Here is a 24,995-nt window from a genome sequence, read left to right on the forward strand (position 1 = left end):
GATATTCAAGCTATTAAAACACCTACTTATGAGAAATAATATTCTTGGAGGTTTAGTCATTTTCTTTGTTGTTGTGACTTGCCTTTTAATGTTAGACGATATTACTAGTAAAAACGAAGTAAATTTTTCTTACAAAACTATTGAGGTAGAACAGAAAGTTGAACAACCTACAGACCTAGCTGTTCTTGATGAAGAGGAGTAATTTTTCAATCTCTTTTATAATTGATATAGGGTCTAGTTGTTGTAAATGTTGCAATTGCTCTACAGTACCTTGTTCAATAAATTGATCTTCAATACCTAGAGTAACTATGCGCTGTTTATAATTATTAGTATTGGCAAATGCTAAAATAGAACTTGCAAATCCTCCTAATATAGTGCCATCTTCAATGGTAATTATAGCTTTATAAGTTGAAAAAATATCATGTAATGTATTTTCATCCAAAGGCTTTACAAATTGCATGTCGTAACAACCAACAGATTCTTTTAGGTCAATTAATGCCATAGCATCTTCAATATTTTTCAAAAGTGTACCAACGGATAGTATAGCTATATCGTTACCTTTTTTAATGCAAATCCCTTTACCTATTTCAATGATTTCAAAAGGCTTCTTCCAATTTAAAAGATGACCTCGCCCCCTAGGATAACGGATTGCAATTGGGTAATCAATTCCTAACTGAACTGTGTACATTATATTTCTTAAAGCAATAGCGTTACTTGGTGCAAAGATGACCAAGTTAGGAATACAATTTAAATATGCTAAATCAAACACGCCATGATGGGTGGAACCATCTTCACCTACCAAACCAGATCTGTCCAAACAGAATATTACTGGTAAATTTTGCAAAGCCACATCATGTATCACTTGATCATAGGCACGTTGTAAAAATGTAGAATAAATATTACAAAACGGAATTAAACCTTGCGTTGCCATACCTGCGGCTAAAGTAACAGCATGTTGTTCTGCAATACCAACATCAAAAGCTCGATCAGGAATAGTTTCCATCATAAATTTTAATGAACTGCCTGTTGGCATAGCTGGTGTAATACCAACAATTTTATTATTTTTTAGAGCCAATTCAACAATAGTCTCACCAAATACATCTTGAAATTTTGGTGGCTGTTTTACGTTAGATTTAGAAGCTAATTCACCTGTTTTAGCATCAAATTTTCCTGGAGCGTGATATTTTACTTGATCTAATTCAGCTTGTTTTAAGCCTTTTCCTTTTGTAGTAATAATGTGTAAAAACTTTGGGCCTTTTACGGTTTTCAGTCTATTTAATTCTGAAAGTAAAAGCGGTAAATTATGGCCATCAATTGGACCAGAATAATTAAATTTTAAAGCTTCAAAAATATTGTCTTGTTTCTCTGTTCCGTTTTTAACATTGGTCAAATATTCTTTTAAAGCACCAACACTTGGATCAATCCCAATGGCATTATCATTTAAGATTACTAATAAATTGGCATCAGTAACGCCAGCATGATTTAAACCTTCAAAAGCCATTCCGCTTGCAATAGATGCATCACCAATCACAGCAATATGATGTTTGTCTTCGCCATTTAATTGGGAAGCAATCGCCATACCCAAAGCTGCAGATATTGAGGTAGAAGAGTGACCAACACCAAAGGAGTCATACTCACTTTCACTGCGCTTAGGAAAACCACTTATACCATTAAGTCTTCTGTTGGTGTCAAAAATAGCCTTTCTACCAGTGAGTATTTTGTGACCGTAAGCTTGGTGGCCAACATCCCAAATTAATTCATCTTTTGGTGTATTAAAAACATAATGCAGAGCAATAGTTAACTCTACAACACCAAGACTTGCACCTAAATGTCCTTCTTTTACGGCTACAATATTAATAATGAAATCACGTAACTCTTGAGCAAGTTGAGGTAAGTCATCTGTCTTAAGTTGGCGTAAATCTTCAGGAAGATTAATTTTATTTAACAATGTATTCTCCACGTTGTAAAAATACAAGATTTATTAGTCTTCTACCATAAAGACGATAGGTAAAGAATATGAAACGCCTACATTGATTCCACGTTGTTGTCCAGGAATAAATTGTGGTAATAAGTTAATGACACGTTTAGCTTCTTCTTCTAATTGTGGATGAGTTGCCCTAGTTTTAATGTTAGATACTGTGCCATTTTCATCTATAGTAAATTGCACTCTGACTCTCTGTTTTCCTTCGAGTTCTAACGTCTTGCCTATACCAGTATTGAAATTTGCTGTTACAATCTCATTGATTTTATTAGACATATACGCTCTTTTTTCAGCATTGGTTAAGTTTTTTGGTGTATCCTTAAATTCAGGTGGCTGATTCACAACAATAAAACCAATAATTTCTTCATCATTAGGTACGTACTCAGTTTCGGGTTGTTCAATGGCAATAGCCCCTAAAACATCTATAATTTCTCCTGTTACGATAGGTGTTTGTATTTCAATCACATTCACTGAGTCTTGTTTCTTAGGAACCGTTTTACATTTTGAAGAGTCACTTTTAACTTCAGGTATTGTTGAGGTTTTTAGCAAAGGTTTAGAGTTGTTAGTAGTTGAGTCAATAACTTCGACAGTTTCAATTTTTTTGGTATTCCCATTTTGGTCAGAACAATTAAAAAGGGTTGTTCCCATAGCAATCAATAACGTTAATAAAAAGAGTTTATGAAAATTAGTCTGCTCTTCTATTAATTGTTGTGGTATTTTAATTTGAATTTGTTCTAATTGAGTAACTCTAAATCGACCACATATTTTATTTTCCGAGTTTAGTGCTAAATAATCTTCAATTTTTTCTTTTTGCATAGTAGTAAAATCAACTACAGTTTTTGAACACGATTGACAAAACCGTCCTTTTTCATTCGGTGACATTTGAGACCAATCCTCATGGCAAGGTTTTGGTATAGAAATAGAGTAGTGGATTTTCATGATTGATGGCTTTGTTTTGTAGCATCAAATTTCTTGCCGTAAACTCCAATAGTAAATATGAAATTGTATTTTTACATCTATGATAAATCCTTTTGACGATACCTATTTTATGAAAAAAGCACTTCAGGAAGCTGAAATGGCTTATGAAAAAGGGGAAATTCCGGTTGGTGCGGTTATTGTAGTAGAGAATAGAATAATAGCAAGAACCCATAATTTAACGGAATTATTAAATGATGTTACTGCGCATGCAGAAATGCAAGCCATTACATCTGCAGCTAATTTTTTAGGTGGGAAATATTTAAATAAATGCACATTATATGTCACTTTAGAACCTTGCCAAATGTGTGCTGGTGCTTTATACTGGAGTCAAATTTCTAAAATAGTTTTTGGTGCTTCAGATGCGCAACGAGGTTTTAAAACTATGGGAACAACATTACATCCTAAAACGGAAGTTGTTAGTGGTGTTTTAGCTGAAGAAGCTTCTGCTCTTATGAAACGATTTTTTATAGAAAAACGTAATTTAAATTAAATTGAAAGAATTTTAACTAAAATATCTCATCATGAAAATAAAGACTTTATTACTACTTTCCTTAATATTTGTTTTTGGATGTAACTGCAATAAAACAACAACTGATATGGCTAGCAAGAATATTGAATCTATTTTAATAGCGAAAGGTAATCTTTACGGTTCTGGCTCAGAAGGTATAGAAAAGCAAAATTTAATTATCACAAATGAAGACGATTGGACCACACTTTTAAACCAATTAGATAGCGCCAATAAAGTGTCTCAAAATTTTTCAGAAACGAAGATTGATTTTTCAAAATATATAATAGTTGCCATATTTGCAGATGTAAAAGGAAGTGGAGGGCATAAGATAGACATGGCTATTTCTGCAACTCCAGAAGAAAAGATAGTTAAGGTAACTCACATTGCACCAAAAGGAAACGCAACAAGCGTTATGACGCAACCTTATTATATTGCTAAGTTGCCTAAAACGGATTTGCCAATAGTATTTCAATAAAATATAAAAAAGGCCTCACTGATTATTACTAACTGTGAGGTCTTTTGTGTTTTATGATAATTAAATGTTTTACATTTTTAATTTTCAGATAAGCGCAAAAAAAACGCCCAACCAGAGGTTGAGCGTTGAAACTTGTAAGATATATACTTATAGTACCTCTACATTAGCGGCTACCATTCCTTTTCTTCCTTCTTCTTCAGTGTATTCTACGTTGTCACCTTCGCGTAATTCTACGCCATTAAGGTTTGATACGTGTACAAAGATGTCTTTTCCTGTTTCTTCGTTGGTAATGAATCCAAATCCTTTTGAATCATTAAAAAATTTAACTGTTCCAGTCATTATAATATTATATAAAAATTAAAGCTCAAAGATAATATAAAAATAAATGCGATTGTTAATAAATCGTTTTATTTTGAATCGTAAGTTGAATATTGAAGGTCAGTTAGTTATGTTGAAATTGTGAGTTTCCTTTACTACGTCTAATGTGCAAAGGTTTTTTGAATATATTTTATTTTGTAAGAAATTAGGCTGTTAATATTTAGATTCTTGTTGGTTTTTTCGCATTTTATCAAGATTTTCTTGTGAAAGCATATAATCTTTTACGTCCTTATCTTTCCATCTGTAATAAGAAAACAATGGAAAAACAACAAAAAATAATCCTACAACACCAAAGCCAATTAGTTTCTCTTTATAATCTAGGTCTAGAAGTAAGCCACAAGCTATGCTTGATAATGAAGCTAAAAGCGCAATAAATGTGATGATTTTAATAGGTTTCATAAACTTTAATTAGCAATTTGATTTAAACAAGACTACTGATTTGTCTAATAATTAATTATGTAAAATTAATCAATTGTCGTCTATAAGCCGTTAATAGTTTAGATTTTGAAATATAACCATGGTATTTTCCATTTTTTACAACAGGTAAATTCCAAACACCACTGGTTTTAAATTTGTCCATAATTTCATTCATAGAGTTCTTCTCGTAAATTATGATATCCGCACTGCCATGCATTAAGCTTGAAGCATCAACTTTATCATATAACTCTGTATCAAACATCATATGCCTTATATCATCTAAACGGATAACTCCTAAAAAATTATTGTTATTATCTACTACAGGAAAATGGTTTCGTGATGATTTCGCAACTGCACTATTAAGAATTTCGCGTAGGGTCATTTCAGGTTTTAGAATGATAAAATTTGTTTCAATAATTTTATCAATATTTAGTACCATAAGTATATTCTTGTCCTTATCGTGGGTCATTAATTCTCCGCGTTCCGCAAGTTTTAATGTGTAAATTGAATTAGAGATGTAGTATTTAGTTATGGAAAATGATATAGCAGAAACTATCATTAATGGAACAAAAAGCTCATATCCTCCTGTGATTTCTGCTATTAAAAATATAGCTGTTAATGGTGCGTGTAAAACTCCGGCCATTAATCCAGTCATTCCTATAAGTGTGAAATTAGATTCTGATACACTAAAATCGAGTCCAATATTATTAATAATTTTCGCAAATGCATTACCTAAAGCACTTCCCATTACAAGTGTTGGAATAAAAACACCACCAACACCACCTGCTCCAAATGTGGTGGTCATAGCAATAGCTTTAAAAACTGAAATACCTAATAGTAATCCAATTACAATCCAGATATTTGATAAATCAAAATTAAAAGGTGTTTTACCAATTGCTGCAACGTGGTCGCCTTTTAATAAATTATTCATAATGCCGTAACCTTCACCATAAAGTGCAGGAATGATATAAAGTATAGTACCAATAGCTAAGCCACCAATGAGTAGGCGTTTTGCACGACTTTTGAATTGTTTAAAGAAGTTAGTAATAGCAAAAAAGACTTTAGAAAAGTATACCGAAGCTAATCCTGTGATAATTGCTAAAATTACATAGAAGCCAATATCATAAATTTGAAATTTATCGGTTAATTCAAAGCGAAGTAAATTATCTGTCCCTAAAAAGAAATACGATGTAACTACAGCGGAAACCGAAGCCAATAATAACGGTATTAATGATGTAAAAGCAATGTCTAAACTAAATATTTCTACGGCAAAAATAATTGCAGCAATTGGCGCTTTAAACATCGATGCCATAGCACCAGCTGCAGCACAACCGATTAAAAGCATTCTCGTTTTTTGGTTCATGTGAAAAAAGCGTGCTGCATTAGACCCTAAGGCAGAACCAACACTTACAGCTGGTCCTTGTAAACCAACCGAACCACCAAAACCTGCAGTAAGAGGAGCTGTTATTAACGAGGCGTAAATATTATATTTTGGAATTATGCCATTTAATTTTGAAATTGCATATAGTGTAGATGAAATACCGTGGCCAATATGCTTTTTTAACCAAGTCTGTTTGATGATATAAACTAATAACAACCCAATGATTGGAAATATAAAATAGAGTGCCTGGTGATGATTTCTAAAAGCCCTTAACTCAAACAACATGCGAATGTAGTGTGTTAAGTTTTTTAATACTACAGTACCTATTCCTGCTAAAAACCCTACGAGAATACTAAGAATATAAACAAATTGACGTTCGGAAATATGTTTATATTTCCAAATTAAAAATTTACGTAATAAACTTTTGGTTGATATTGACATTAGTTAATTAGTTCACAATAAAATTACTAAAAATTACACTATTGAGTTAGTTTTAAGAGTTTAACTTTAATAGGTGCTTATTTTAAACAAATATGTACGGTCGCTTTCTTTTTCAACAATTAGTCTTGCAGATTTATTAGTTGTCGTCTATAAGCAGTTAATAGTTTCGACTTTGTAATGAAACCATAATATTTTCCATCTTTTATTACAGGTAAATTCCAAGCACCACTATCTTGAAATTTTTTCATTATATCTGTCATTTTATCATTATTCAAGTTAATAACTTTGAGTGGTTTTTGCATCATGTCTGATGCGATAACATTTTGATACAAGCTCTGGTCAAACATTATAGGACGTAAATCGTCTAAAAGAATAATTCCTTGTAGTTTTTGATTTTTGTTATTTACAACAGGATAAATATTACGTTTCGATTTTATTACCCCTTTTTGAATAATTTCTTCTAATGTCATATTCGGGCCTAAGACAGTGAAATTGGTTTCAATAACTTTATCAATATTCATTAAGGTTAAAACCGCATGATCTTTATCGTGGGTTATTAATTCGCCTTTTCGTCCTAGTTCCATATTGTAGACCGAATGTGGTTTAAAATACTGGGTAATACTAAACGATATGGTTGAGGTAAGCATTAACGGTATAAAAAGTTCGTAACCACCTGTGAGTTCTGCAATTAAGAAAATAGCCGTAAGTGGAGCGTGTAAAACGCCTGCTAATACGCCAGCCATTCCAACTAATGTAAAATTACTTTCAGAAATCGATGTCCCAAACAAGCCAATATTATTTATTGTTTTAGACATGCAAAAGCCTAGAATACTACCCATAAATAAAGTTGGTGCAAAAATTCCACCAACGCCTCCTGCTCCAAAAGTGAGCGCACTTGCAACAATCTTAAAAAGCATAAGTATTGTTAGAAGTATAACTATATTCCATATGTTGCTTAAATCGATATGAAATAAATTGTTCTCTAGTGCCTTTTCAGGATTTCCAATTATGAGGTTATTTATAACATCGAAACCTTCGCCATATAAAGGAGGTATTAAAAATACTAACACTCCAATACCAACACCTCCTACAATTAGTTTTTTTATGGGACTCGTTAACTTATCAAATAATTTCTGAATGCGATCGTACACTTCCGTGAAGTATATAGAAACAAAAGCAGCAACAACTCCCAGAATGATGTAAAAAGGAGCATCAGAAAGGTAGAATTTATCTTCAATTCTAAATGGTAAAAGCACATCACCTCCGAAGAAAAATCTTGAGGTTAATATTGCAGAAAGTGATGCCAATAATAAGGGTAGCATAGAGGCTATTGTTAAATCTAGGCTAAACACTTCAATAGCAAAAATAATTGCTGCAATTGGTGCTTTAAAAATTGAACTCATAGCACCTGCTGCTGCACATCCTATTAGTAAAGTTCTGTTGGTTTGGTTCATGTGAAACATTCTAGAAATGTTAGAACCTAAAGCAGCACCAGTTGCAACAGTTGGGCCTTCTAAACCAACAGAACCACCAAAGCCAACGGTTATTGGAGCTGTTAAAATAGAGCCAAACATTTGAAAAGGTTTCATGATGCCTTTGCGTTTAGAAATGGCATAAAGCGTTGATGGTATACCATGACTTACTTTGTTGCGGATAATATATTTTATACTAAAGTAAACGAGAGTTAAACCTAAAAGCGGAAATAAAAAGTAAAATGCATGGTGGTAATACTTTATTAATTTGGTTTCTAATAAATGCTGAATGAAGTGTGTGAGGTTTTTTAAGATAACAGCACCCATTCCTGAAGCAAAACCAATAATTATGCTTAATAGGTAAACAAATTGACGTTTGGAAATGTGTTTGGCTCTCCAAATAAGAATTTGTTTTAAAATGCGTTTTCTGGGCATAATTATATAGACTAAAAAATCCTGCTAGAAGCAGGATTTTTTATTTTATGATTTCAAATTAAGTTTTAAACTTAATTCGGTTAATTGTTCATCGTCAATAGGAGCAGGAGCGTCAATCATTACGTCTCGTCCTGAATTGTTTTTTGGGAAGGCAATAAAATCTCTAATGGTTTCTTGTCCTCCTAATATTGCAACTAGTCTATCTAATCCAAAGGCTAAACCTCCATGTGGAGGAGCGCCATACTCAAAAGCATCCATTAAGAATCCAAATTGTGCTCTAGCATCTTCTTCAGAAAAGCCTAAGTGTTTAAGCATTATTGCTTGAGTTGCTTTATCATGAATTCTAATAGAACCACCTCCAATTTCGTTACCATTTAATACTAAATCGTAAGCGTTAGCTTTTACGTCGCCAGGATTAGTATCTAGCAATTCTATTTGTCCTGGTTTTGGTGATGTAAATGGATGATGCATTGCATGGTAATGACCAGTTTCTTCATCTAATTCTAATAATGGGAAATCAATAACCCATAATGGAGCAAATACTTTAGGGTCTCTTAATCCTAAACGTGTTGCTAATTCCATACGTAATGCACTTAATTGTGCTCTTACTTTATTAGTGTCTCCCGATAGTACACAAACTAAATCTCCTTTTTTAGCACCTGTAATTTCTGCCCATTTTGCTAAATCATCTTGATCGTAAAATTTATCTACGGATGATTTGTATGTTCCATCGTCGTTACAACGAGAATAAATCATACCTAATGCACCAACTTGTGGACGTTTTACCCAATCAATTAATTTATCAATTTCTTTTCTGGTGTAACTGTTTCCTCCAGGAACTGCAATACCAACAACCAATTCAGCATTATTAAAAACACCAAATTCTTTATGTTGTGTTACAGCATTTAATTCACCAAACTCCATTCCAAATCTAATGTCTGGTTTGTCATTTCCGTACAAACGCATAGCGTCGTCGTAAAGCATTCTTGGGAATTTTTCAACTTCAACACCATTCACTTCTTTTAATAAGTGACGTGTTAAGCCTTCAAAAACATTTAATATATCTTCTTGCTCAACAAAAGCCATTTCACAATCTATCTGTGTGAATTCTGGTTGTCTGTCTGCACGTAAATCTTCATCTCTAAAGCATTTTACAATCTGATAATACTTATCCATGCCACCAACCATCAATAGTTGTTTGAAGGTTTGAGGCGATTGTGGTAATGCATAAAACTGACCTTCATTCATACGAGAAGGTACAACGAAATCTCTAGCGCCTTCTGGTGTAGATTTAATTAAATAAGGTGTTTCCACTTCAATAAAACCATCACTAGAAAGGTAATTTCTAACTTCTTGCGCCACTTTTGCTCTAAAAATCAGACTGTTTTTTACAGGATTACGACGAATATCTAAGTAACGATATTTCATACGTACATCGTCTCCACCATCTGTTTTGTCTTCAATAGTAAAAGGTGGTACTAAAGAACTGTTTAATATGTTAAGCTCAGAAACTAAAACTTCAATATCTCCTGTTGGAATATTAGGGTTTTTTGAAGCACGTTCAATTACATTTCCTTTAACTTGAATAACAAACTCGCGTCCCAATTTAGAAGCCTGTTCCATAATGGCTTTTGGTGTGCGTTCTTCATCAAAATATAATTGTGTAATTCCGTAGCGATCACGAAGGTCTAAATAAATCATAAAACCTTTATCGCGAACACCTTGAACCCAACCGGAAAGTGTAACTTCTGTATTGCTGTGTGATGCTCTTAATTCACCACAATTGTGACTTCTGTACATAGATTTTTATTAGAAATGCAAAAGTAAAAAATCCGAAGTAAAGACTTCGGATTTTTCTATTTAATTAAAAAATTATAATTAATTGTTGATTGTGATTGTTGAAGTATCTTCAATTTCACTAAACGTTTCTGTTTCAGAAGTCCTCAATGGTTGTGATGTAAACTTTACTCTCAACCACATTTTAAGTCTTACACTTAAGAAGAATAAAATTGGAACTACAATTAAAGTTAAGAACGTAGCAACAAATAAACCGTAAATAACAGTCCAAGCTAAAGGTCCCCAAAATACCACGTTATCTCCACCCATATAAATGTTAGGGTCAAAGTCTGCAAACAATGTAAAGAAGTTAATATTTAAACCAATTGCCAACGGAATTAAACCTAAAATAGTTGTAATTGCCGTAAGTAAAACTGGTCTTAAACGGGCTTTACCTGCTTTTAAGATACTATCAAATAAATCTTCTGTTGTTAAATAATCAGTTTCACCAAGATTTAAGTCATTCTTCTTTCTGTCAATTAGTAATTGGGCGTAATCTAAAAGAACCACACCATTATTCACTACAATACCAGCAAGCGAAATGATACCAACCATGGTCATCATAATTACGAATGCACTACCCGAAATTACAATACCACCAAATACACCAATGAAGCTTAAGAAAATAGCAATCATTATAATGGTTGGTCTAGAGATAGAGTTAAATTGAAATATTAATATGAAGAATATTAATCCGAGACCAGTAAAAAATGCACCCATTAAAAATGCCATTTGCTTGTTTTGCTCTTCAATTTGTCCTGTGTAATCAATATGAATATCTTCAGATAAACCTTCATAACTCTTCATTTCATTCTGAATCTGAGTTACAATAGCTCCAGCATCAGTAAAACCAGGTGCTAATGCAGAATAAACTGTAACGACACGTTTGGCATCTTTATGTTTTATGGCATTAAATCCTGAGTTATTTTTTTGTTTTGCGACAGCAGATAATGGTACTTCTTTTAATTGACCAGTATTATCTCTAAAGGTTATATTTTGATTGAATAAGGCACTTGTATTATATCTGTTTTCTTCATTAAAACGAACATAAATATCAAAATCGTCACCATCTTCTTTATAAATTCCGGCTTTAGATCCAAAAATAGAATTTCTTAATTGGCTACCAATTTGATTTGCAGTCACACCTAATTCACCAGCTTTTTGTCTATCAATTTCAACAAGCATTGTTGGCTTATCTTTATTTACATCAATCTTAAGCTCGTCTATACCTGCGACGTTTTTAGAGTTTATAAACTCACGCATTTTTTCTGCAGTAGCAATAAGCTCAACATAATCATCGCCTTCAATTTCTATATTAATTGGTGATCCAGCAGGTGGTCCATTAACATCTTTTTCAACTGAAATTAAAACGCCTGGATAAATACCAACCAAAGCAGCTTGTACTTTTTGACGTAAAATTTCACTGTCTTCACCACGACGATATTTATACTCTCGCATCGACGCTGTAATTTTTGCTTTATGCGGCATTTCTGCAGCAGAACCAGAATCGGTATTTGGATTTCCGGCACCTTCACCAACTTGTGATACAGCACTTTCTACTAAGAAGTTTCTGTCGCCATCCATGTAGTAATCATCATTGATAACCTCATAAACGCGATTCTCAATTTGTTTAGTAATGGCGTTTGTTTTTTCTATCGCAGTTCCTTCAGGATATTCGATGTAAACAATAATCTGATTTGGTTTATTATCTGGAAAGAATTCAACCTTTGTACGTTGAGTCGCTAAGGATACAACAAATACAACTACGGCTATAATTAATAATAAAACTGTACTTGCGCTTAGTATTTGAGGTTTCCAACCAGATAAGGCCCAACGTAATTTACGCTCATACCAATTTTCTAATTTTACTAAAGATTTGTTTTGGAAACTGTTAGCCCATTTTCTTATGAAAAAACGATAAGCCCAAAGCATTACAGCTGTGAAAATCATTATGGTTCCTAAACCTCGGTATGTGCCTCCAAAGAGAAGAATAAGTAAACCAATAGCACCAACAATAACGGTTATTTTAATGATTTGACTTATTGGCATATCCTTATCTTCAATAGTCATGTATCGTGATACTAAAACGGAGTTGAAAAATATGGCAACAAATAATGAAGATCCTAAAACAATAGATAATGTTATTGGTAAAATTTTCATGAATTCTCCCATGATTCCTGGCCAAAGACCTAATGGAACAAAGGCAGCAACTGTTGTTGCTGTAGAAATAATAATAGGAAAAGCAATTTCACCAATACCTTTTTTAGCAGCTTCAATTCTGCTCATGCCTTCCTCTTCCATTAATCTGTAGACATTTTCAACAACTACAATTCCGTTGTCTACCAACATACCAAGTCCCATAATTAAACCAAAAAGTACCATAGTGTTTAAACTATAACCAATAAGGCTTAATATCATTAGAGACATAAACATTGACATTGGTATAGCAAACCCAACGAAAAGTGCGTTTTTAAATCCTAAAAAGAACATTAAAACGGTAACCACTAAAATAACTCCAAAAATGATATTGTTAACCAAATCATCTACTTGCCCAATAGTTTTTTCAGATTGGTCGTTGGTAATAGAAACCACTAAATCTTGAGGAAATACATTCGCTTTAGCTTCTTTTACAATTTCTTGAATTTGCTCAGCAGCAGCCACCATGTTTTTTCCTGCTCGTTTTTTAACATCGAGCATAACTACTGGTTTGCCAGATTTTCTAGCAAAAGTTGTTTTGTCCTCTTCTTCAAAAGAAACTGTAGCCACATCTTTTAGATAAATAGCATTTCCGTTTTCAGATTTTACTACAAAGTTTTCTAATTCAGACGGTTTTTCTATTTCTCCAATTATTCTAATCGTACGACGTTGACCACTACTTTTTAAATTACCAGCGGATTGTGTAACATTACCATTACCAATAGCGCCAAGAATATCATTAAATGTAACCTTAGCAGCCATCATTTTATAAATATCAACAGCAACTTCTACTTCTTTTTCTTGAGCACCTCTAATGTCAGCTTTTTTAATTTCTTGTAAATTTTCAATTTTATCTTGAAGATGTTCGGCAAAATCCTTTAATTTTTCGATAGGATAATCCCCTGAAATATTGATGTTAAGAATTGGCATTTCTTCTGAAAGGCTTAATTCAAAAACATCTGGTTCTACTTTTGCACCATTAAAAGTTGGCCAATCTTCACTAGCGGTTTCCGTATCAATTTCGTCCTTTACTTTTTGTAAAGCACGTTCTACAGTAATATGCTCGTCAAACTCAACAATTAACATTCCGTAATCTTCTTGAGATGTAGACGTTGTTTCTACAACATTACTAACCGTTTTTAGTTTATCTTCTAAAGGGTCTATAATTAGCTTTTCAATATCCTCAGCTGTATTACCAGGATAAATTGTACTAACGTAAATTTTAGTTTCGTTTACTTCTGGGAAGTTTTCTCTAGGCATGCTAAAAAATGCAGATACACCTAAATAGAAAAAGACAGCAATAAGAACATACATTGTAGTTTTATTGTTAATTGCCCACGACGAAAGTCCGAATTCTTTTTCGGTATTTTTTTTGTTTTTCTTACTCATTACCTTTCTCTTTATAACTGATTACCTCAACTGATTGTCCGTCTTTTACACTACGAGCACCTTCTTTCACAATTTCAGCTCCTGGTTCTAGATTTTTTAAAACTTCAATAACATCACCTTGTGTTTTTCCTGTTACAATAATTATACGTTTAACAGTACCTATTCCTTTTGCATTTTTATCGGTAACAACGTAAACATATTGTTCTCCATCTGCATTTTCTGAGATTACACTTTGCGGAATTAATATTGCATTGTCGCTCGTGTAATCATTAATTTTTAGACGCGCTGTAAGGTTAGGTTTGATGTCTTTATCTTTATTAGCAACTTCAATTTCTGCTTTAAATGTTCTGTTAGCAGGATTAATAAAATCACTTGCTTGGCGAATTTTTGTTTCTATTGTTTTTCCAAGAACAGGAATTTCAACTTCAACCTTTTTACCTTTTACAACATTAGAAATGTAGCTTTCTGGTACTTCAACCTCAATATACATTTCATCAAGATTTACAATACGCATTAATGGCGTTTGTCCGGCAGCAACAACACTTCCTTGCTCTGTAATAACATCGTCAATTGTTCCAGAAAAAGGTGCTTTAACAGCTGTTTTAGCAATTTGTTGTTGTAATTGACTTACGGCTTCTTGTTGAGACTCATAAGTAGACTTTGCTTGTAAATACTGAATTTCACTACCAATGTTTTGGTCCCAAAGACGCTTTTGACGCTCAAAAGTTGTTTTAGCTAATTCAGATTGAATTTTTAATTGAGCAACTTGCTGACTTAATCCTCCATCATCAATTTTGGCAAGTAGCTGGCCTTTTTTAACGCGTTGTCCTTCTTTTACATAAACACGAGTTAAAATTCCGTTATACTCTGGTGTTATAGTTAAAAGGTTTTTTGTAGTTACATTACCTTGAAGATCCAATACATGTTCAAACTTTTCAGCCTTAGCAGTAAATGTTGTTATTAATGGTACGTTTTGGGTTGTATCTAAAGTCTTTATTTTTTCGTCTAATAATTTAATTTGATCGTGAATAGCTTGTTGCTCATTAACTAATTCGCCTCTTTTTTTACGAATAGTTTCTAAACTATTACTTTCTAAAATGTTCTCTGTAGAGTTTTTTTTGTCGCCTCCACACGAGACTAAAAGTAATGCGATTATTACGATTGAATATATGTTTTTCATGATTGGTTAGTTTAATGTTGTAGTGTTTAATGCAGTTTCTAAAGTTGCTTTTTTGTTGATAACGTCTAGCATAGCTTGAAGCAACTCTTGCTGCGCAGAATATAATTGAGTTTGTGCTTGGCGTAACTCAAAACTAGAGCCTATACCTTCAAAAAATTTGGTTTGATTTTTTGTTTCTATACGTTCTGCTAATGCTAAATTTTCTTTTTTATTTTCATAATCTTCAATTGCGAATTGATAATCGCTTTTTGCGGATGCTATCTGAAGTTTTATGCGTTGCTCAGTATCTGTTAAATCTGTTTTAGCTTTTTCTAGATTGATTTCTGCACGCTGCGTAGAAGCATTTCTCATACCTGAACTGAAGATTGGGATATCTAAGCTTACACCAAATAATGAGGATCCAAACCAATCTTGACTTTTCTTAGTGAAATTAAACTCGTCACCATAACCAGAATACCCTCCATTAATAAAAGCATTAAGCGTTGGTAAAGCTTTACTTTTTTCTAGTTTAACCAATAACTCCTTTGCTTTTGTATCATTTTTGGCAATTAAGTAATCAATGGTGCTTTCTGGGTTGTTTTCTGCTTCAAGAATTGACAATGAGATATTTTGATCAGTCAATGTTTCTAGATTGTCAGTTAATACTAGGTCGTTGTAAACATCTAAACCTAAGTTGATATTTAGCATTTGGTAAGCTAAAGTCTTTAATCTTTCAACATTATTTAAGTTGCTTTTTACGCCAGATAATGTGATTTGAAGTTGCTCAACGCTTTCTTCTTCTCCCAGTCCGTTTTCGTATATTTTTTGGGTTTCGAAGAGATTTTTTTCTAGTACTTCTATATTGCGCTCAAAAATTTGAATGCTTTCTTCTGCTAAAAGCACATTTCCATAAGCTTCAATTACTGCTTTTCTTACTTCAAGATCTGTTTTTACTTTAGCATTTTCTGAAATCTCTAAAAATACTTTCGCAGACTGTAATCCTACAAGGTAAGAACCATCAAATATTTTTTGATTTAAAGTAGCAAAAGCAGTTAAGCTCTGTTTAGTACTAAAAACAACTTCTTCATAGGTTCCTGGAGCACCTCCAAAGAATTCTGCAGGTATTACTGAAACCTGTTGTTTTAAAAAGTTTTGGTAATCTATACTTGCGCTTACTTGTGGTAATCCACTTGCTGTAGTTTCCCATTTCTGTTGTTTAGCAGCTTCGATATCTCGAGCTGCATTAATGGCAGTTCTATTGTTCTCCAGTGCATAGTCAATGGCTTCTTGAAGCGAAAGACTTTTGGGTTGGTCTTGCGAAAATCCCATTTGAAAAAAAATGAAACTTAAGACTATTATTAGTGTTTTTTTCATTACTTATTTTTGGTTGGTATTTAATTGTGTTAGTTTTTCTAATCCTTTTGTGGAGCAAATGCCTCTTAAGTGGTATTCTAAATAATTATTCATTAACATCACCATCGAGAAATTCTCGCGAGGAAAAATGTTTTGGTCTTTTAAAGACACCATGCCATTAAAATAAAGTCGCGCTACAAAATCTATTTCTATAGAATCTCTATAAAGACCTTGAGTTACACCACGTTCTAAATTTTGTGTTACGCAGCCTAACATTTTTTGAAATTGCTTACCTTTTACAGAGGCATAGATCTTGGGATAATACTTTTGAAGTTGGTATTGTGGAGACGATTTCTCATCCTTAAGATTGTGCATTACAAATCTTTTAATTTCATAAACCTCTTCAATTGGGTTTTTATTTAACGCACAAATATTATCAATACCACAAGAAATATTTTCAAAAACATGCAAAGCTGTGGCTTCAACTAATTTTGTTTTATTCTGAAAATGCTGATATATGGTTTTTTTAGAAATACCCATTTCATTAGCAATATCATCCATCGTAACGCTCTTAAACCCTAAGTTTAAGAACAAGTCCGTAGATTTAAATATTATTTTTTCTTTCATTTTTTAAGTTCCGTTGGTTCGGAATCATTTTAATTATGGCGCAAACTTACAACAGGAAACTTTAAAAACCTAAAAAGTTTCCAAAGTTTTAATGATTTTTTAACATAGCCAACATTAGCTTAAAATATGTTTAAAACATTATTTTTGTCTCATGCAACAAATAGAACACTATCAAGAGTCGTTTCTAAACCATTTAGAAGGATTTACAGTACACAAAGAGCCAAAAAATTTATATAATCCTATTAACTATATATTAGAGTTGGGCGGAAAAAGGTTACGACCAGTTTTAACTTTAATGACGGCTGAGGTTTTTGGAGTAAACGCTCAAACGGCTATGGATGCTGCCTTATCTATTGAGGTGTTTCATAATTTTTCTTTAGTACATGATGATATTATGGACGATGCACCTTTACGCAGAGGAGAAGAAACTGTGCACGAAAAATGGGATTTAAATACAGGTATTCTTTCAGGAGATGCTATGCTTATTATGGCATATCAACTTTTTGAGAATTATGAGGCTGAAACGTTTCAGGCTTTAGCTAAACTTTTTAGTAAAACCGCTTTAGAAGTTTGTGAAGGTCAACAGTATGATATTGATTTTGAAACACGAAATGATGTTACTATTTCTGAGTATCTAAAAATGATTGAATATAAAACAGCTGTTTTGGTTGGTGCTGCTATGAAAATGGGAGCTATTGTTGCTAAAGCGTCTAATGAAGACCAGAATTCTATATATGAATTTGGAAGGCTTTTAGGAATTGCTTTTCAGTTACAAGACGATTATTTAGATGCTTTTGGTAATCCTGAAACTTTTGGAAAACAAGTAGGAGGCGATATTATTGAAAACAAAAAGACCTATTTATATCTTAAAACGATGGAATTAGGAACCAATGAAGATGAAAAGGAATTTTTGTTTTTGATGCAGAACAATGTGTTATCTAATGCAGCCAAAGTTAAAGCTGCTAAGCAATTTTTTGAGGATACTGGTGCAGCCAAAGCAACGCAAGAAGCTGTAAAAGATTACACCAATAAAGCCTTTAAAGTTTTAGAAGGTTTAAATATACCTGAAGACAAAAAACAATTACTTAGAGTATTTGGAGAACAATTAATGACCAGACGTGTTTAATGAGTTTACCATCGAATTTTGAAGATTTAATTTCTGAAGCCGAAGGTTTAAGCTTGTACAAAAAACTTATTGTTCAGCTTAATAAAGATTTGTTATACGCTAATATTGATTTAGAATTTGATGAGGAAACGTTGCCAACGAGTTTAAAATTTGTGTTACAAGAAAGCGTTTTTAACCTCATAAATTCTAAATTTTCAGACTATCTTAATTTACTTTATATCGTAGATGTTTCCGAAGCTAAAGTTAGAAGTTTAGATGGTGGTGATACATTAAAATTATCCGAAGATGTTACGTTTTTAATTCTTCAACGCGAATGGCAAAAAGTGTGGTTTAAAGCAAAATATTCTTAATAATAAATTATATCGGATAAAATTATCTCATATTAAAATAATTAGTATTTTTGTATTATAATTTAGTCTCAAAAATATGTTTTCTAAAGCTTGTGAATATGGAATTAAAGCCGCAATTTTTATTGCTGTAAACTCGTCTGAAAACAATAGAGTTAGTCCAAAAGAAATCTCAGAAGAGATAGATTCACCACAAGCATTCACAGCCAAAATTTTGCAAGCCTTAGTAAGGAATCATGTCATAAAATCTGTAAGAGGTGCTCATGGTGGTTTTGAAATAGCAAAGGATAAAATTGCAACGACTAAATTATCTGAAATTGTTTATGCAATTGATGGTGATGGTATTTATAAAGGTTGTGGTTTAGGCTTACATACGTGTAATGAAAATCATCCTTGTCCTGTGCACGATAAGTTTAAAGTGGTAAGAGAAGAATTGAGAGAGATGCTAGAGAATACAAGTTTAGAACAATTAGCTCTAGATATTAAAGCTGGAGTTTCATTTTTAAAAATCTAAAAAAAATTTGAATATAAATAGGATAAATTTATCCTAAATAAAACTATAATATGGAAACACTTCAAGAAAATACAACAAAAGAAATAGGGCAGTATGTTGCAGACGATTTTAGAACAGCAGCAATTTTTTCTAAATACAAAATTGATTTTTGTTGCAATGGTAACAGGACAGTAGAAGAGGCTTGCGACAAAAAAGGCATTGATAGCACTATCTTATTAGATGAATTAAACCAAGTTTTAGATTCTAAAGGTGGTGAAAGTATAGATTATAAATCTTGGCCATTAGATTTGTTGGCTGAGTATATAGAAAAGAAGCATCATAGATATGTAGAAGAGAAAATTCCTGTATTGCTTCAATTTTTAAATAAATTATGTCGTGTGCATGGTGAACGTCATCCCGAATTATTTAAAATCAATGAATTGTTTACAGCTTCTGCAGGCGAATTAGAATCACATATGAAGAAGGAAGAATTAATTCTTTTTCCTTTTGTAAAAAGAATGGTAAACGCTACTCTAAAAAATGAAGCGATTCAATCACCACAATTCGGAACTGTTGAAAATCCGATTGAAATGATGATGGAAGAACACGATACAGAAGGACAACGTTTTAGAGAAATAGCAGAATTAATGGATAATTACAATCCACCAGCAGACGCATGTAATACTTATAAAGTAACGTATGCTATGTTAGAAGAATTTGAAAAAGATTTGCATTTACATATTCATTTAGAAAACAACATATTGTTTCCTAAGGCTATAAAATTAGAACAACAATTTGGTTAATAGCAATCCCTAATTAGTTTCTACTTTTGAAAAAAAATCCTGAGATGTTTTCCCTAAACATTTTGGGGTTTTTCTTTTTATAATCCTTAAATTTCTAATTCGTAAATTCAAACAATGCCAAAAAAGTTAGTAGTAATATGTTTAATTAATTTTCTCATTGCTGCTTTAATGGGTTTGGCATTACGCTTTTCATCTCTTGAAGCCATTGGTTTAAACTACAGATTTCTAACACACGCACATTCTCATGTTGCTATGTTGGGCTGGGTTTATTTAATGTTATATACGCTATTTGTACATTACTTTATTCCAGAGAAACCCAAGGTTTTCAATCGATTATTTTGGGTAACGGAATTTGCTGTGGTTGGTATGATGCTAAGCTTTCCGTTTCAAGGTTATGCTGCCATTTCCATTTCCTTTTCAACATTGCATATTTTTTGTGGCTACTACTTTGCATATCTCATTTTTAAACATCATAAAACCAATTCTGTAGTAAGTGAAAAACTATTAAAAACAGCACTCATTTTTATGGTGGTTTCTACTATAGGTGTTTGGTGTTTAGGTCCTGCAGTTGCAACGCTTGGACAAGCTTCTGCGTTTTATCAAATTGCGATTCAGTTCTTTTTACATTTTCAGTTTAATGGTTGGTTTTTAATAGCTGTGGTTGCTGTCTTTTTTCATCTTTTAAAGGTTGAAGATTCTAAACAATTCAGACATTTTTTTACATTATTAATAGTCTCGACGGTATTAACCTTTGCATTACCCATACAATGGTTTTTACCACATCAATCGTTACTATTTATTAATGGATTAGGTGTGCTGCTTCAAGTTGTAATGCTATATAAATTTATTCAACTTACAAAACCTAAATTAGAGGTTTTGATGACTAATGCGCATAAACTTATGAAGCATATGTTCATGTTTGCGCTTGTTTGTTTTGTATTAAAAGTAGTGTTTCAATCCCTTTCCATTTTACCTGAGTTTTCGGCAGTTGTTTATGAGCATCGCAATTTTGTAATTGGTTTTATTCATTTATTAATGCTCGGTGTTATTTCAGGATTTCTATTTGCTTTTATCTTAAAAAGTGGTTTGGTAACGAACTCTAAAAGCTTAACTGTTGGTATATATAGTTTTGTTTTAGGCTTTCTTTTAACCGAAATATTATTATTAATTCAAGGAATAATGTTCTTTTATGGTATAGGCATACTTCCTAATTATTATTTGCTACTATTTCTTTTTAGCATCTTTTTGCCTTTAGGAATCGGCTTCATTTTATTCAATATTTATGGAAACACAAAAGATAAATTCACATAAAAATTACGTCCTTGTCTCGGAAAGTTATTCCAATCTGCATAGGTAGAATATTTAGTGTCTAATATGTTTTCAACACCATATTTTAATACTATTTTTCCGAGTTTATTATGGAAAACGTTTCCTAAATTAAGATTTAGAATTGCATAATCAGCAGTTTCATTTTCACCATATTGACTACTATAATTACTTTGGTTTCCGTTACCATCTAATTGCAATGCAGCATTAAATTTAGGTGTATTGTAGTTGAATTCAGCAAAGTAAGAAAACGGTTTTATGAGTGGTAAATTTTCACCATCATTTCCTTTTCCGTAATTGTAACCAACCGTTCCGTTGATTGCAAAACGTTCCGATAGTTTATAACTACTATTTACATACGTATTAAAAATAGAGGCATGGTCTAATGCTGTATAAACACGCACGCCATTTGCACCAATAGTCATTGAGCTTACGTCTGTCGCAATCTCACCAATAATATAATCCATAATATGGAAGTAGGATGATTCTAAACCAATTTCAAAATCATTGAATTTTTGTTTAAAGCTAAAGTTTGCTTCTAAAGCTTTTTCGTCTTTTAAATTTGGATTGCCTATGTAATCGTAATTATCAAAACTGTTGAATAAGAAAAAGCCATAACCTTCACTAACGGAAGGTGCGCGTTCGCCATAACCTAAACCAACAGATAGATTATAATTCTCTTTTTTAAGTTGATATGTAGATGCTAAACTCACTAAAAATCTATTGTTTTGGTCATCTACAGTATCATATAAAATTTGAAGACTTTGTACCCCAACTTCTTTTGCTATTTTGTTATTGTGATAGCCTAAGCGTATTGAAGATGCGAGTGTTTCATATGCACTAAAATGAAAATCATCTTTAATAAAAATACCAGAATATAGTGTTCTAATGTCTGGCCAAGTGTACATAAACATATCAGGTTCATCTGGATTATTAGAAAACATGGTCATTTCTGCTAAGGACTTATTATAGAATCCATTCAGGTTAAGTGTGAAATGATGTTTGTTTTTCATCAGTTCGGCTTTACTGTAAAATCCATACGTATCACTCCAACCTGGCATGTCCATTCTAATAGCTACAACAGGTCGCTTTGTATCATCCATAATATGCGTTATGGTATTAAAATACAATTTGGTTTCTAAAGATTTTAAGGCTTTATCTTCTGGTTTGTAGTAGTGCGTTAGGGATGCAATTAAAGCTTCAGCTAAAGAAACATCCATTGGCAAAGCAGGATAACCTACATCTGTAGCTTTATCATAAATAACGTTGGCATCTATGCTTTGAGTTTCTGAAAATTTGTAGCCCGTTTTTAATGAGATATTATACTTTTCGAATTGAGAATATAAGATTTCTTCGTTGCCACCTGCATCATAATTATCAGATTTTCTATAAATACCGTCAGCGCTAATAAAGAATTTATTGCCTGTGTATTCTAAATCTAATCCTGTTGCTTTATAGTTGCCGTTAGTTTCATAACCTAAGTCTAATCCAGATTTAAAACCAGAACCATTAAATTTAGAGGATGGTAATTTTAAATCAATGCCACCACCAATTGAATGTCCGTTTTCTGTGCCTTCTTGACCAGAACCAATAGTTACTTTTTCGAGATTAGAAACATCAACGTAAGACGTTATTGGGTCCATTTTATCTGTACAGGCACCAAAAATTTGCATACCATCGATAGTCACTACCAAACGCTCGCTTGTCATGTTGTTAATGGTTGGTTCCCAAGCGTAATTACCACGTTTTATCATGGTTACTTTATTAGATTTTTCAAGATAGTCATCAATGCTAGACAGTGTTTTTTCTTGTCTGTGATTGCTTAATTTGCGTCTTGAAAGTACGAGGACTTCTTCTAATTTTGTAGTGTCTTTTTTTGTCTCTTTATTTTCGTCCTGGGCAAATCCTAAAGAAGACAATAGCAGACATAGAATGACTGTTATTAGCGTTTTCATAGCTAAAAATTTTAGTGTTTAAAATGTTTTTGAAAACCTATTTGTCATATTGAGCGTAATAAAAATGTATTTAAATTACGCTCAATAGACAGTAGGAATAATTTAGAATTCTAATTCTAAATACAAGCTACTCGCTTCGTTTTCATCGGTAACGTCTTCGCCTTTTAAAACATCATCATTAGCGTTCATTAATTTTAGGTTTAGTTTCCAATAACCTGTCATTGTTAATGATAAATCCCCATAATAGAAGTTATCAGCATTATTATAGGTTAAATTAGTATTGTTAGGTGATGTATGATTTCCCATACCTGGCATACGTGGGTCTAAAGCGATAGTATAATCTTCAACAACAGGAAAAGTCATCATATTTTCCATTTTAAACAAACCAACTTTCATTTCGTTTATAGCAATACTTGGGTCTTTTGGTTCAATTAACGCTAAGATATAATTGGTACCATCGCTACCCATAAAAGTTGCTGTGTTTTGGTTTTCATATTGCATTACAGAGATAGTTTCAGTAACTGAATAATCTGTACCATCTATATTATAGTTTAAAGTTAATGACCAACCAGAACCATCTGTATTTGTCATTTGGTAGATAATAAAACCTTCATAAACGGTATCTTTTCCTAAAGCTTTTGAAATTGAAGATTTAGGCGAAGAATGTTCCATAGTTGGCATTTGCATCATTGGCATCCAAGAAAGGGTAGCATCTTCAATATAGCTATCTGTTGTGTTATCTTTAATTCTAAGACTAATCATATTATAGCCAGTTTCAAACATACCTTTCTCGTTGTAAAGCTCAATAGTTTCGTTGCCATTAACAATGGTTTGAATAAGTTCTAAGCCTTCAACTTCATTAAATATTGTTGTGTTGTCGTCGTCGTCTGTTGAACATGAAAAGAATAGCGCAATAAATGCGATTGGTAATAAATATTTAAGTTTCATTTTAAAGTGTTTAAGTTATTTTTAAATGTAAGTATCCTGTTTGAAGCCGATTTGGTTTCAAAAAATAGAAGTTTGCCCTAAGTAGAGCTTCAAAAAAAATTAACTTAAATCTGGTGGAGGCGTATGGATAGAATAAAAGCCAGAAACAGGTTGTTTTATTCTGTAATGTGAATTGTTTTGGAATCTTGATAATTGATTGAAATTATCAATGGTGTGGTTTGCAGTTTCATAAATAACAAAAACGTCTAAGCGCGTTCTGTCAGTGGATGGTAATGGTGCGTCTGAGCCAGAATCTGTGTTACTCTGTACGAGTTGCTTTGCTAAATGACATTTACCATTACAACCTTTTTGGTCGTCTTTTTGAATACAAAGCGTTTTAGCAATAAAATCTTGGTTCACCACAAAATCGGCTACAATAACCACGTTGTTAATATTGTTCGCTAATAAAACGAACGTTAAAAACAAGGCAATGGCTTTATATATAACCTTTAATATCATAGTGCTAAATTCGGACTATTTTATCCTTAATTAAATGATTTTTATCAGTTAATCTTAAAATATTCAAAATAAGTGGCTGTTAAGCGTTGCAAATTTGTCACTTTTTTCTCTAATTCTGAAGTGTTTTCTACATCTTTTATATCTGTAATTTCTTCTAGAATAGGAACGAGTACCACATGAAGTTGGTCGTGTGCTTCGCCTTCCATATCGCAGCTTTTTATAATATAGCTTGTTTGTTTTGAAAGTATGTCGCCTAATACTTTTCCACTTGTTGAAGTATTATTCTTTAAAATAGAATCAATACGCTTCATGCCAATATGAGTTTCTTCATTAGCAATCCACTTTTCGTTATTGTTGAGTGTTAAACCTTCAAGTTGAATTGCTGAATGTATTTCAGGCTTAACAGTTTCGTTTTTACAACCAAAAGTTAATGCTAATAGCAACGTGATTATTACATGTTTTATTGTCATGAT

At 32.4% G+C, this 24,995-nt stretch carries 23 protein-coding genes; 8 read left to right on the forward strand and 15 right to left on the reverse strand.

Features of this window, described 5'->3' with window-relative positions; translation table 11 throughout:
• Positions 1–28 precede the first annotated feature (28 nt).
• Positions 29–202: a hypothetical protein gene (locus tag Q0807_RS09535; protein ID WP_299109035.1), complete on the forward strand. Its 174-nt coding sequence runs from the start codon at positions 29–31 to the stop codon at positions 200–202.
• On the opposite strand, the gene Q0807_RS09540 is transcribed toward Q0807_RS09535, so the two are convergent.
• Both Q0807_RS09540 and Q0807_RS09545 read right to left on the reverse strand, forming a co-directional pair.
• Positions 176–1,960 carry a 1-deoxy-D-xylulose-5-phosphate synthase gene (locus tag Q0807_RS09540; RefSeq protein WP_299109037.1) on the reverse strand — a complete coding sequence of 595 codons (1,785 nt, stop codon included), beginning with the start codon at positions 1,958–1,960 and terminating at the stop codon, positions 176–178. The genes Q0807_RS09535 and Q0807_RS09540 overlap by 27 nt on opposite strands.
• A 21-nt stretch (positions 1,961–1,981) precedes the next feature.
• A complete protein-coding gene (locus tag Q0807_RS09545) occupies positions 1,982–2,920 on the reverse strand; it encodes an energy transducer TonB (RefSeq protein WP_299109039.1) in 939 nt (312 codons plus the stop codon).
• A 79-nt stretch (positions 2,921–2,999) separates the two neighbouring features.
• Here Q0807_RS09545 and Q0807_RS09550 point away from each other — a divergent pair, with 79 nt between their 5' ends.
• On the forward strand, positions 3,000–3,449 hold the full coding sequence (locus tag Q0807_RS09550; protein WP_299109041.1) for a nucleoside deaminase: 450 nt from the start codon (positions 3,000–3,002) through the stop codon (positions 3,447–3,449).
• A 31-nt stretch (positions 3,450–3,480) separates the two neighbouring features.
• Positions 3,481–3,942, forward strand: coding sequence for a hypothetical protein (locus tag Q0807_RS09555; RefSeq protein ID WP_299109043.1), 462 nt, complete (start codon positions 3,481–3,483; stop codon positions 3,940–3,942).
• Positions 3,943–4,089: 147 nt separating this feature from the next.
• On the opposite strand, the gene Q0807_RS09560 is transcribed toward Q0807_RS09555, so the two are convergent.
• From Q0807_RS09560 to Q0807_RS09600, 9 genes are all read right to left on the reverse strand, one after another.
• Positions 4,090–4,281: a cold-shock protein gene (locus tag Q0807_RS09560; protein ID WP_157364391.1), complete on the reverse strand. Its 192-nt coding sequence runs from the start codon at positions 4,279–4,281 to the stop codon at positions 4,090–4,092.
• A gap of 192 nt (positions 4,282–4,473) precedes the next feature.
• Positions 4,474–4,719, reverse strand: a complete 246-nt coding sequence (locus Q0807_RS09565; RefSeq protein ID WP_299109047.1) for a hypothetical protein — start codon at positions 4,717–4,719, stop codon at positions 4,474–4,476.
• 55 nt (positions 4,720–4,774) lie between these two features.
• Positions 4,775–6,559: a chloride channel protein gene (locus Q0807_RS09570; protein ID WP_299109049.1), complete on the reverse strand. Its 1,785-nt coding sequence runs from the start codon at positions 6,557–6,559 to the stop codon at positions 4,775–4,777.
• A 119-nt stretch (positions 6,560–6,678) separates the two neighbouring features.
• A complete protein-coding gene (locus Q0807_RS09575; protein ID WP_299109051.1) occupies positions 6,679–8,466 on the reverse strand; it encodes a chloride channel protein in 1,788 nt (595 codons plus the stop codon).
• 45 nt (positions 8,467–8,511) lie between these two features.
• Positions 8,512–10,266, reverse strand: a complete 1,755-nt coding sequence (aspS, locus tag Q0807_RS09580; RefSeq protein ID WP_299109053.1) for an aspartate--tRNA ligase — start codon at positions 10,264–10,266, stop codon at positions 8,512–8,514.
• 78 nt (positions 10,267–10,344) lie between these two features.
• Positions 10,345–13,887: an efflux RND transporter permease subunit gene (locus Q0807_RS09585; protein ID WP_299109056.1), complete on the reverse strand. Its 3,543-nt coding sequence runs from the start codon at positions 13,885–13,887 to the stop codon at positions 10,345–10,347.
• Entirely contained in the window at positions 13,880–15,067 is a 1,188-nt protein-coding gene (locus Q0807_RS09590) for an efflux RND transporter periplasmic adaptor subunit (protein ID WP_299109058.1), read from the reverse strand. The genes Q0807_RS09585 and Q0807_RS09590 overlap by 8 nt, the downstream gene beginning before the upstream one ends.
• A gap of 6 nt (positions 15,068–15,073) precedes the next feature.
• Entirely contained in the window at positions 15,074–16,420 is a 1,347-nt protein-coding gene (locus Q0807_RS09595) for a TolC family protein (RefSeq protein ID WP_299109060.1), read from the reverse strand.
• A gap of 3 nt (positions 16,421–16,423) precedes the next feature.
• Complete coding sequence (locus Q0807_RS09600; protein WP_173302018.1) at positions 16,424–17,026, reverse strand: TetR/AcrR family transcriptional regulator; 603 nt, start codon at positions 17,024–17,026, stop codon at positions 16,424–16,426.
• 151 nt (positions 17,027–17,177) lie between these two features.
• Between Q0807_RS09600 and Q0807_RS09605 the strand changes: the two genes are divergently transcribed.
• The 5 genes from Q0807_RS09605 (at position 17,178) to Q0807_RS09625 (ending at position 21,106) form a co-directional block, all read left to right on the forward strand.
• Positions 17,178–18,152 carry a polyprenyl synthetase family protein gene (locus Q0807_RS09605; RefSeq protein WP_299109063.1) on the forward strand — a complete coding sequence of 325 codons (975 nt, stop codon included), beginning with the start codon at positions 17,178–17,180 and terminating at the stop codon, positions 18,150–18,152.
• Positions 18,152–18,502: a hypothetical protein gene (locus Q0807_RS09610; RefSeq protein ID WP_299109065.1), complete on the forward strand. Its 351-nt coding sequence runs from the start codon at positions 18,152–18,154 to the stop codon at positions 18,500–18,502. The genes Q0807_RS09605 and Q0807_RS09610 overlap by 1 nt, the downstream gene beginning before the upstream one ends.
• 76 nt (positions 18,503–18,578) lie before the next feature.
• Positions 18,579–19,013, forward strand: a complete 435-nt coding sequence (locus tag Q0807_RS09615; RefSeq protein WP_299109067.1) for an Rrf2 family transcriptional regulator — start codon at positions 18,579–18,581, stop codon at positions 19,011–19,013.
• 50 nt (positions 19,014–19,063) lie between these two features.
• Positions 19,064–19,795 carry an iron-sulfur cluster repair di-iron protein gene (ric, locus tag Q0807_RS09620; RefSeq protein WP_299109069.1) on the forward strand — a complete coding sequence of 244 codons (732 nt, stop codon included), beginning with the start codon at positions 19,064–19,066 and terminating at the stop codon, positions 19,793–19,795.
• Positions 19,796–19,909: 114 nt separating this feature from the next.
• Entirely contained in the window at positions 19,910–21,106 is a 1,197-nt protein-coding gene (locus Q0807_RS09625) for a hypothetical protein (RefSeq protein ID WP_299109070.1), read from the forward strand.
• Here Q0807_RS09625 and Q0807_RS09630 read toward each other — a convergent pair.
• The 4 genes from Q0807_RS09630 to Q0807_RS09645 form a co-directional block, all read right to left on the reverse strand.
• Complete coding sequence (locus Q0807_RS09630; protein WP_299109072.1) at positions 21,076–23,076, reverse strand: TonB-dependent siderophore receptor; 2,001 nt, start codon at positions 23,074–23,076, stop codon at positions 21,076–21,078. The genes Q0807_RS09625 and Q0807_RS09630 overlap by 31 nt on opposite strands.
• Before the next feature lie 102 nt (positions 23,077–23,178).
• Complete coding sequence (locus tag Q0807_RS09635; RefSeq protein ID WP_299109074.1) at positions 23,179–24,024, reverse strand: hypothetical protein; 846 nt, start codon at positions 24,022–24,024, stop codon at positions 23,179–23,181.
• A gap of 99 nt (positions 24,025–24,123) precedes the next feature.
• Entirely contained in the window at positions 24,124–24,522 is a 399-nt protein-coding gene (locus Q0807_RS09640; protein ID WP_299109076.1) for a hypothetical protein, read from the reverse strand.
• A 44-nt stretch (positions 24,523–24,566) separates the two neighbouring features.
• A complete protein-coding gene (locus tag Q0807_RS09645) occupies positions 24,567–24,992 on the reverse strand; it encodes a hypothetical protein (RefSeq protein ID WP_299109078.1) in 426 nt (141 codons plus the stop codon).
• Positions 24,993–24,995: the final 3 nt, after the last annotated feature.

It is taken from the genome of uncultured Winogradskyella sp. (assembly GCF_947495255.1).
In the GTDB taxonomy this organism is placed as follows: Bacteria; Bacteroidota; Bacteroidia; order Flavobacteriales; family Flavobacteriaceae; genus Winogradskyella.

Excerpts from the sequence above, each read along its gene's own strand:
- Q0807_RS09640 (WP_299109076.1), bottom strand. The coding sequence starts at position 24,522 with ATGATATTAAAGGTTATATATAAAGCCATTGCCTTGTTTTTAACGTTC.
- Q0807_RS09575 (WP_299109051.1), bottom strand. The coding sequence starts at position 8,466 with ATGCCCAGAAAACGCATTTTAAAACAAATTCTTATTTGGAGAGCCAAA.
- Q0807_RS09570 (WP_299109049.1), bottom strand. The coding sequence starts at position 6,559 with ATGTCAATATCAACCAAAAGTTTATTACGTAAATTTTTAATTTGGAAA.
- Q0807_RS09595 (WP_299109060.1), bottom strand. The coding sequence starts at position 16,420 with ATGAAAAAAACACTAATAATAGTCTTAAGTTTCATTTTTTTTCAAATG.
- Q0807_RS09645 (WP_299109078.1), bottom strand. The coding sequence starts at position 24,992 with ATGACAATAAAACATGTAATAATCACGTTGCTATTAGCATTAACTTTT.
- Q0807_RS09585 (WP_299109056.1), bottom strand. The coding sequence starts at position 13,887 with ATGAGTAAGAAAAACAAAAAAAATACCGAAAAAGAATTCGGACTTTCG.
- Q0807_RS09535 (WP_299109035.1), top strand. The coding sequence starts at position 29 with ATGAGAAATAATATTCTTGGAGGTTTAGTCATTTTCTTTGTTGTTGTG.
- Q0807_RS09565 (WP_299109047.1), bottom strand. The coding sequence starts at position 4,719 with ATGAAACCTATTAAAATCATCACATTTATTGCGCTTTTAGCTTCATTA.
- Q0807_RS09615 (WP_299109067.1), top strand. The coding sequence starts at position 18,579 with ATGTTTTCTAAAGCTTGTGAATATGGAATTAAAGCCGCAATTTTTATT.
- Q0807_RS09605 (WP_299109063.1), top strand. The coding sequence starts at position 17,178 with ATGCAACAAATAGAACACTATCAAGAGTCGTTTCTAAACCATTTAGAA.
- ric (WP_299109069.1), top strand. The coding sequence starts at position 19,064 with ATGGAAACACTTCAAGAAAATACAACAAAAGAAATAGGGCAGTATGTT.
- Q0807_RS09625 (WP_299109070.1), top strand. The coding sequence starts at position 19,910 with ATGCCAAAAAAGTTAGTAGTAATATGTTTAATTAATTTTCTCATTGCT.
- aspS (WP_299109053.1), bottom strand. The coding sequence starts at position 10,266 with ATGTACAGAAGTCACAATTGTGGTGAATTAAGAGCATCACACAGCAAT.
- Q0807_RS09545 (WP_299109039.1), bottom strand. The coding sequence starts at position 2,920 with ATGAAAATCCACTACTCTATTTCTATACCAAAACCTTGCCATGAGGAT.
- Q0807_RS09635 (WP_299109074.1), bottom strand. The coding sequence starts at position 24,024 with ATGAAACTTAAATATTTATTACCAATCGCATTTATTGCGCTATTCTTT.
- Q0807_RS09610 (WP_299109065.1), top strand. The coding sequence starts at position 18,152 with ATGAGTTTACCATCGAATTTTGAAGATTTAATTTCTGAAGCCGAAGGT.
- Q0807_RS09550 (WP_299109041.1), top strand. The coding sequence starts at position 3,000 with ATGATAAATCCTTTTGACGATACCTATTTTATGAAAAAAGCACTTCAG.
- Q0807_RS09560 (WP_157364391.1), bottom strand. The coding sequence starts at position 4,281 with ATGACTGGAACAGTTAAATTTTTTAATGATTCAAAAGGATTTGGATTC.
- Q0807_RS09600 (WP_173302018.1), bottom strand. The coding sequence starts at position 17,026 with ATGAAAGAAAAAATAATATTTAAATCTACGGACTTGTTCTTAAACTTA.
- Q0807_RS09590 (WP_299109058.1), bottom strand. The coding sequence starts at position 15,067 with ATGAAAAACATATATTCAATCGTAATAATCGCATTACTTTTAGTCTCG.
- Q0807_RS09555 (WP_299109043.1), top strand. The coding sequence starts at position 3,481 with ATGAAAATAAAGACTTTATTACTACTTTCCTTAATATTTGTTTTTGGA.
- Q0807_RS09630 (WP_299109072.1), bottom strand. The coding sequence starts at position 23,076 with ATGAAAACGCTAATAACAGTCATTCTATGTCTGCTATTGTCTTCTTTA.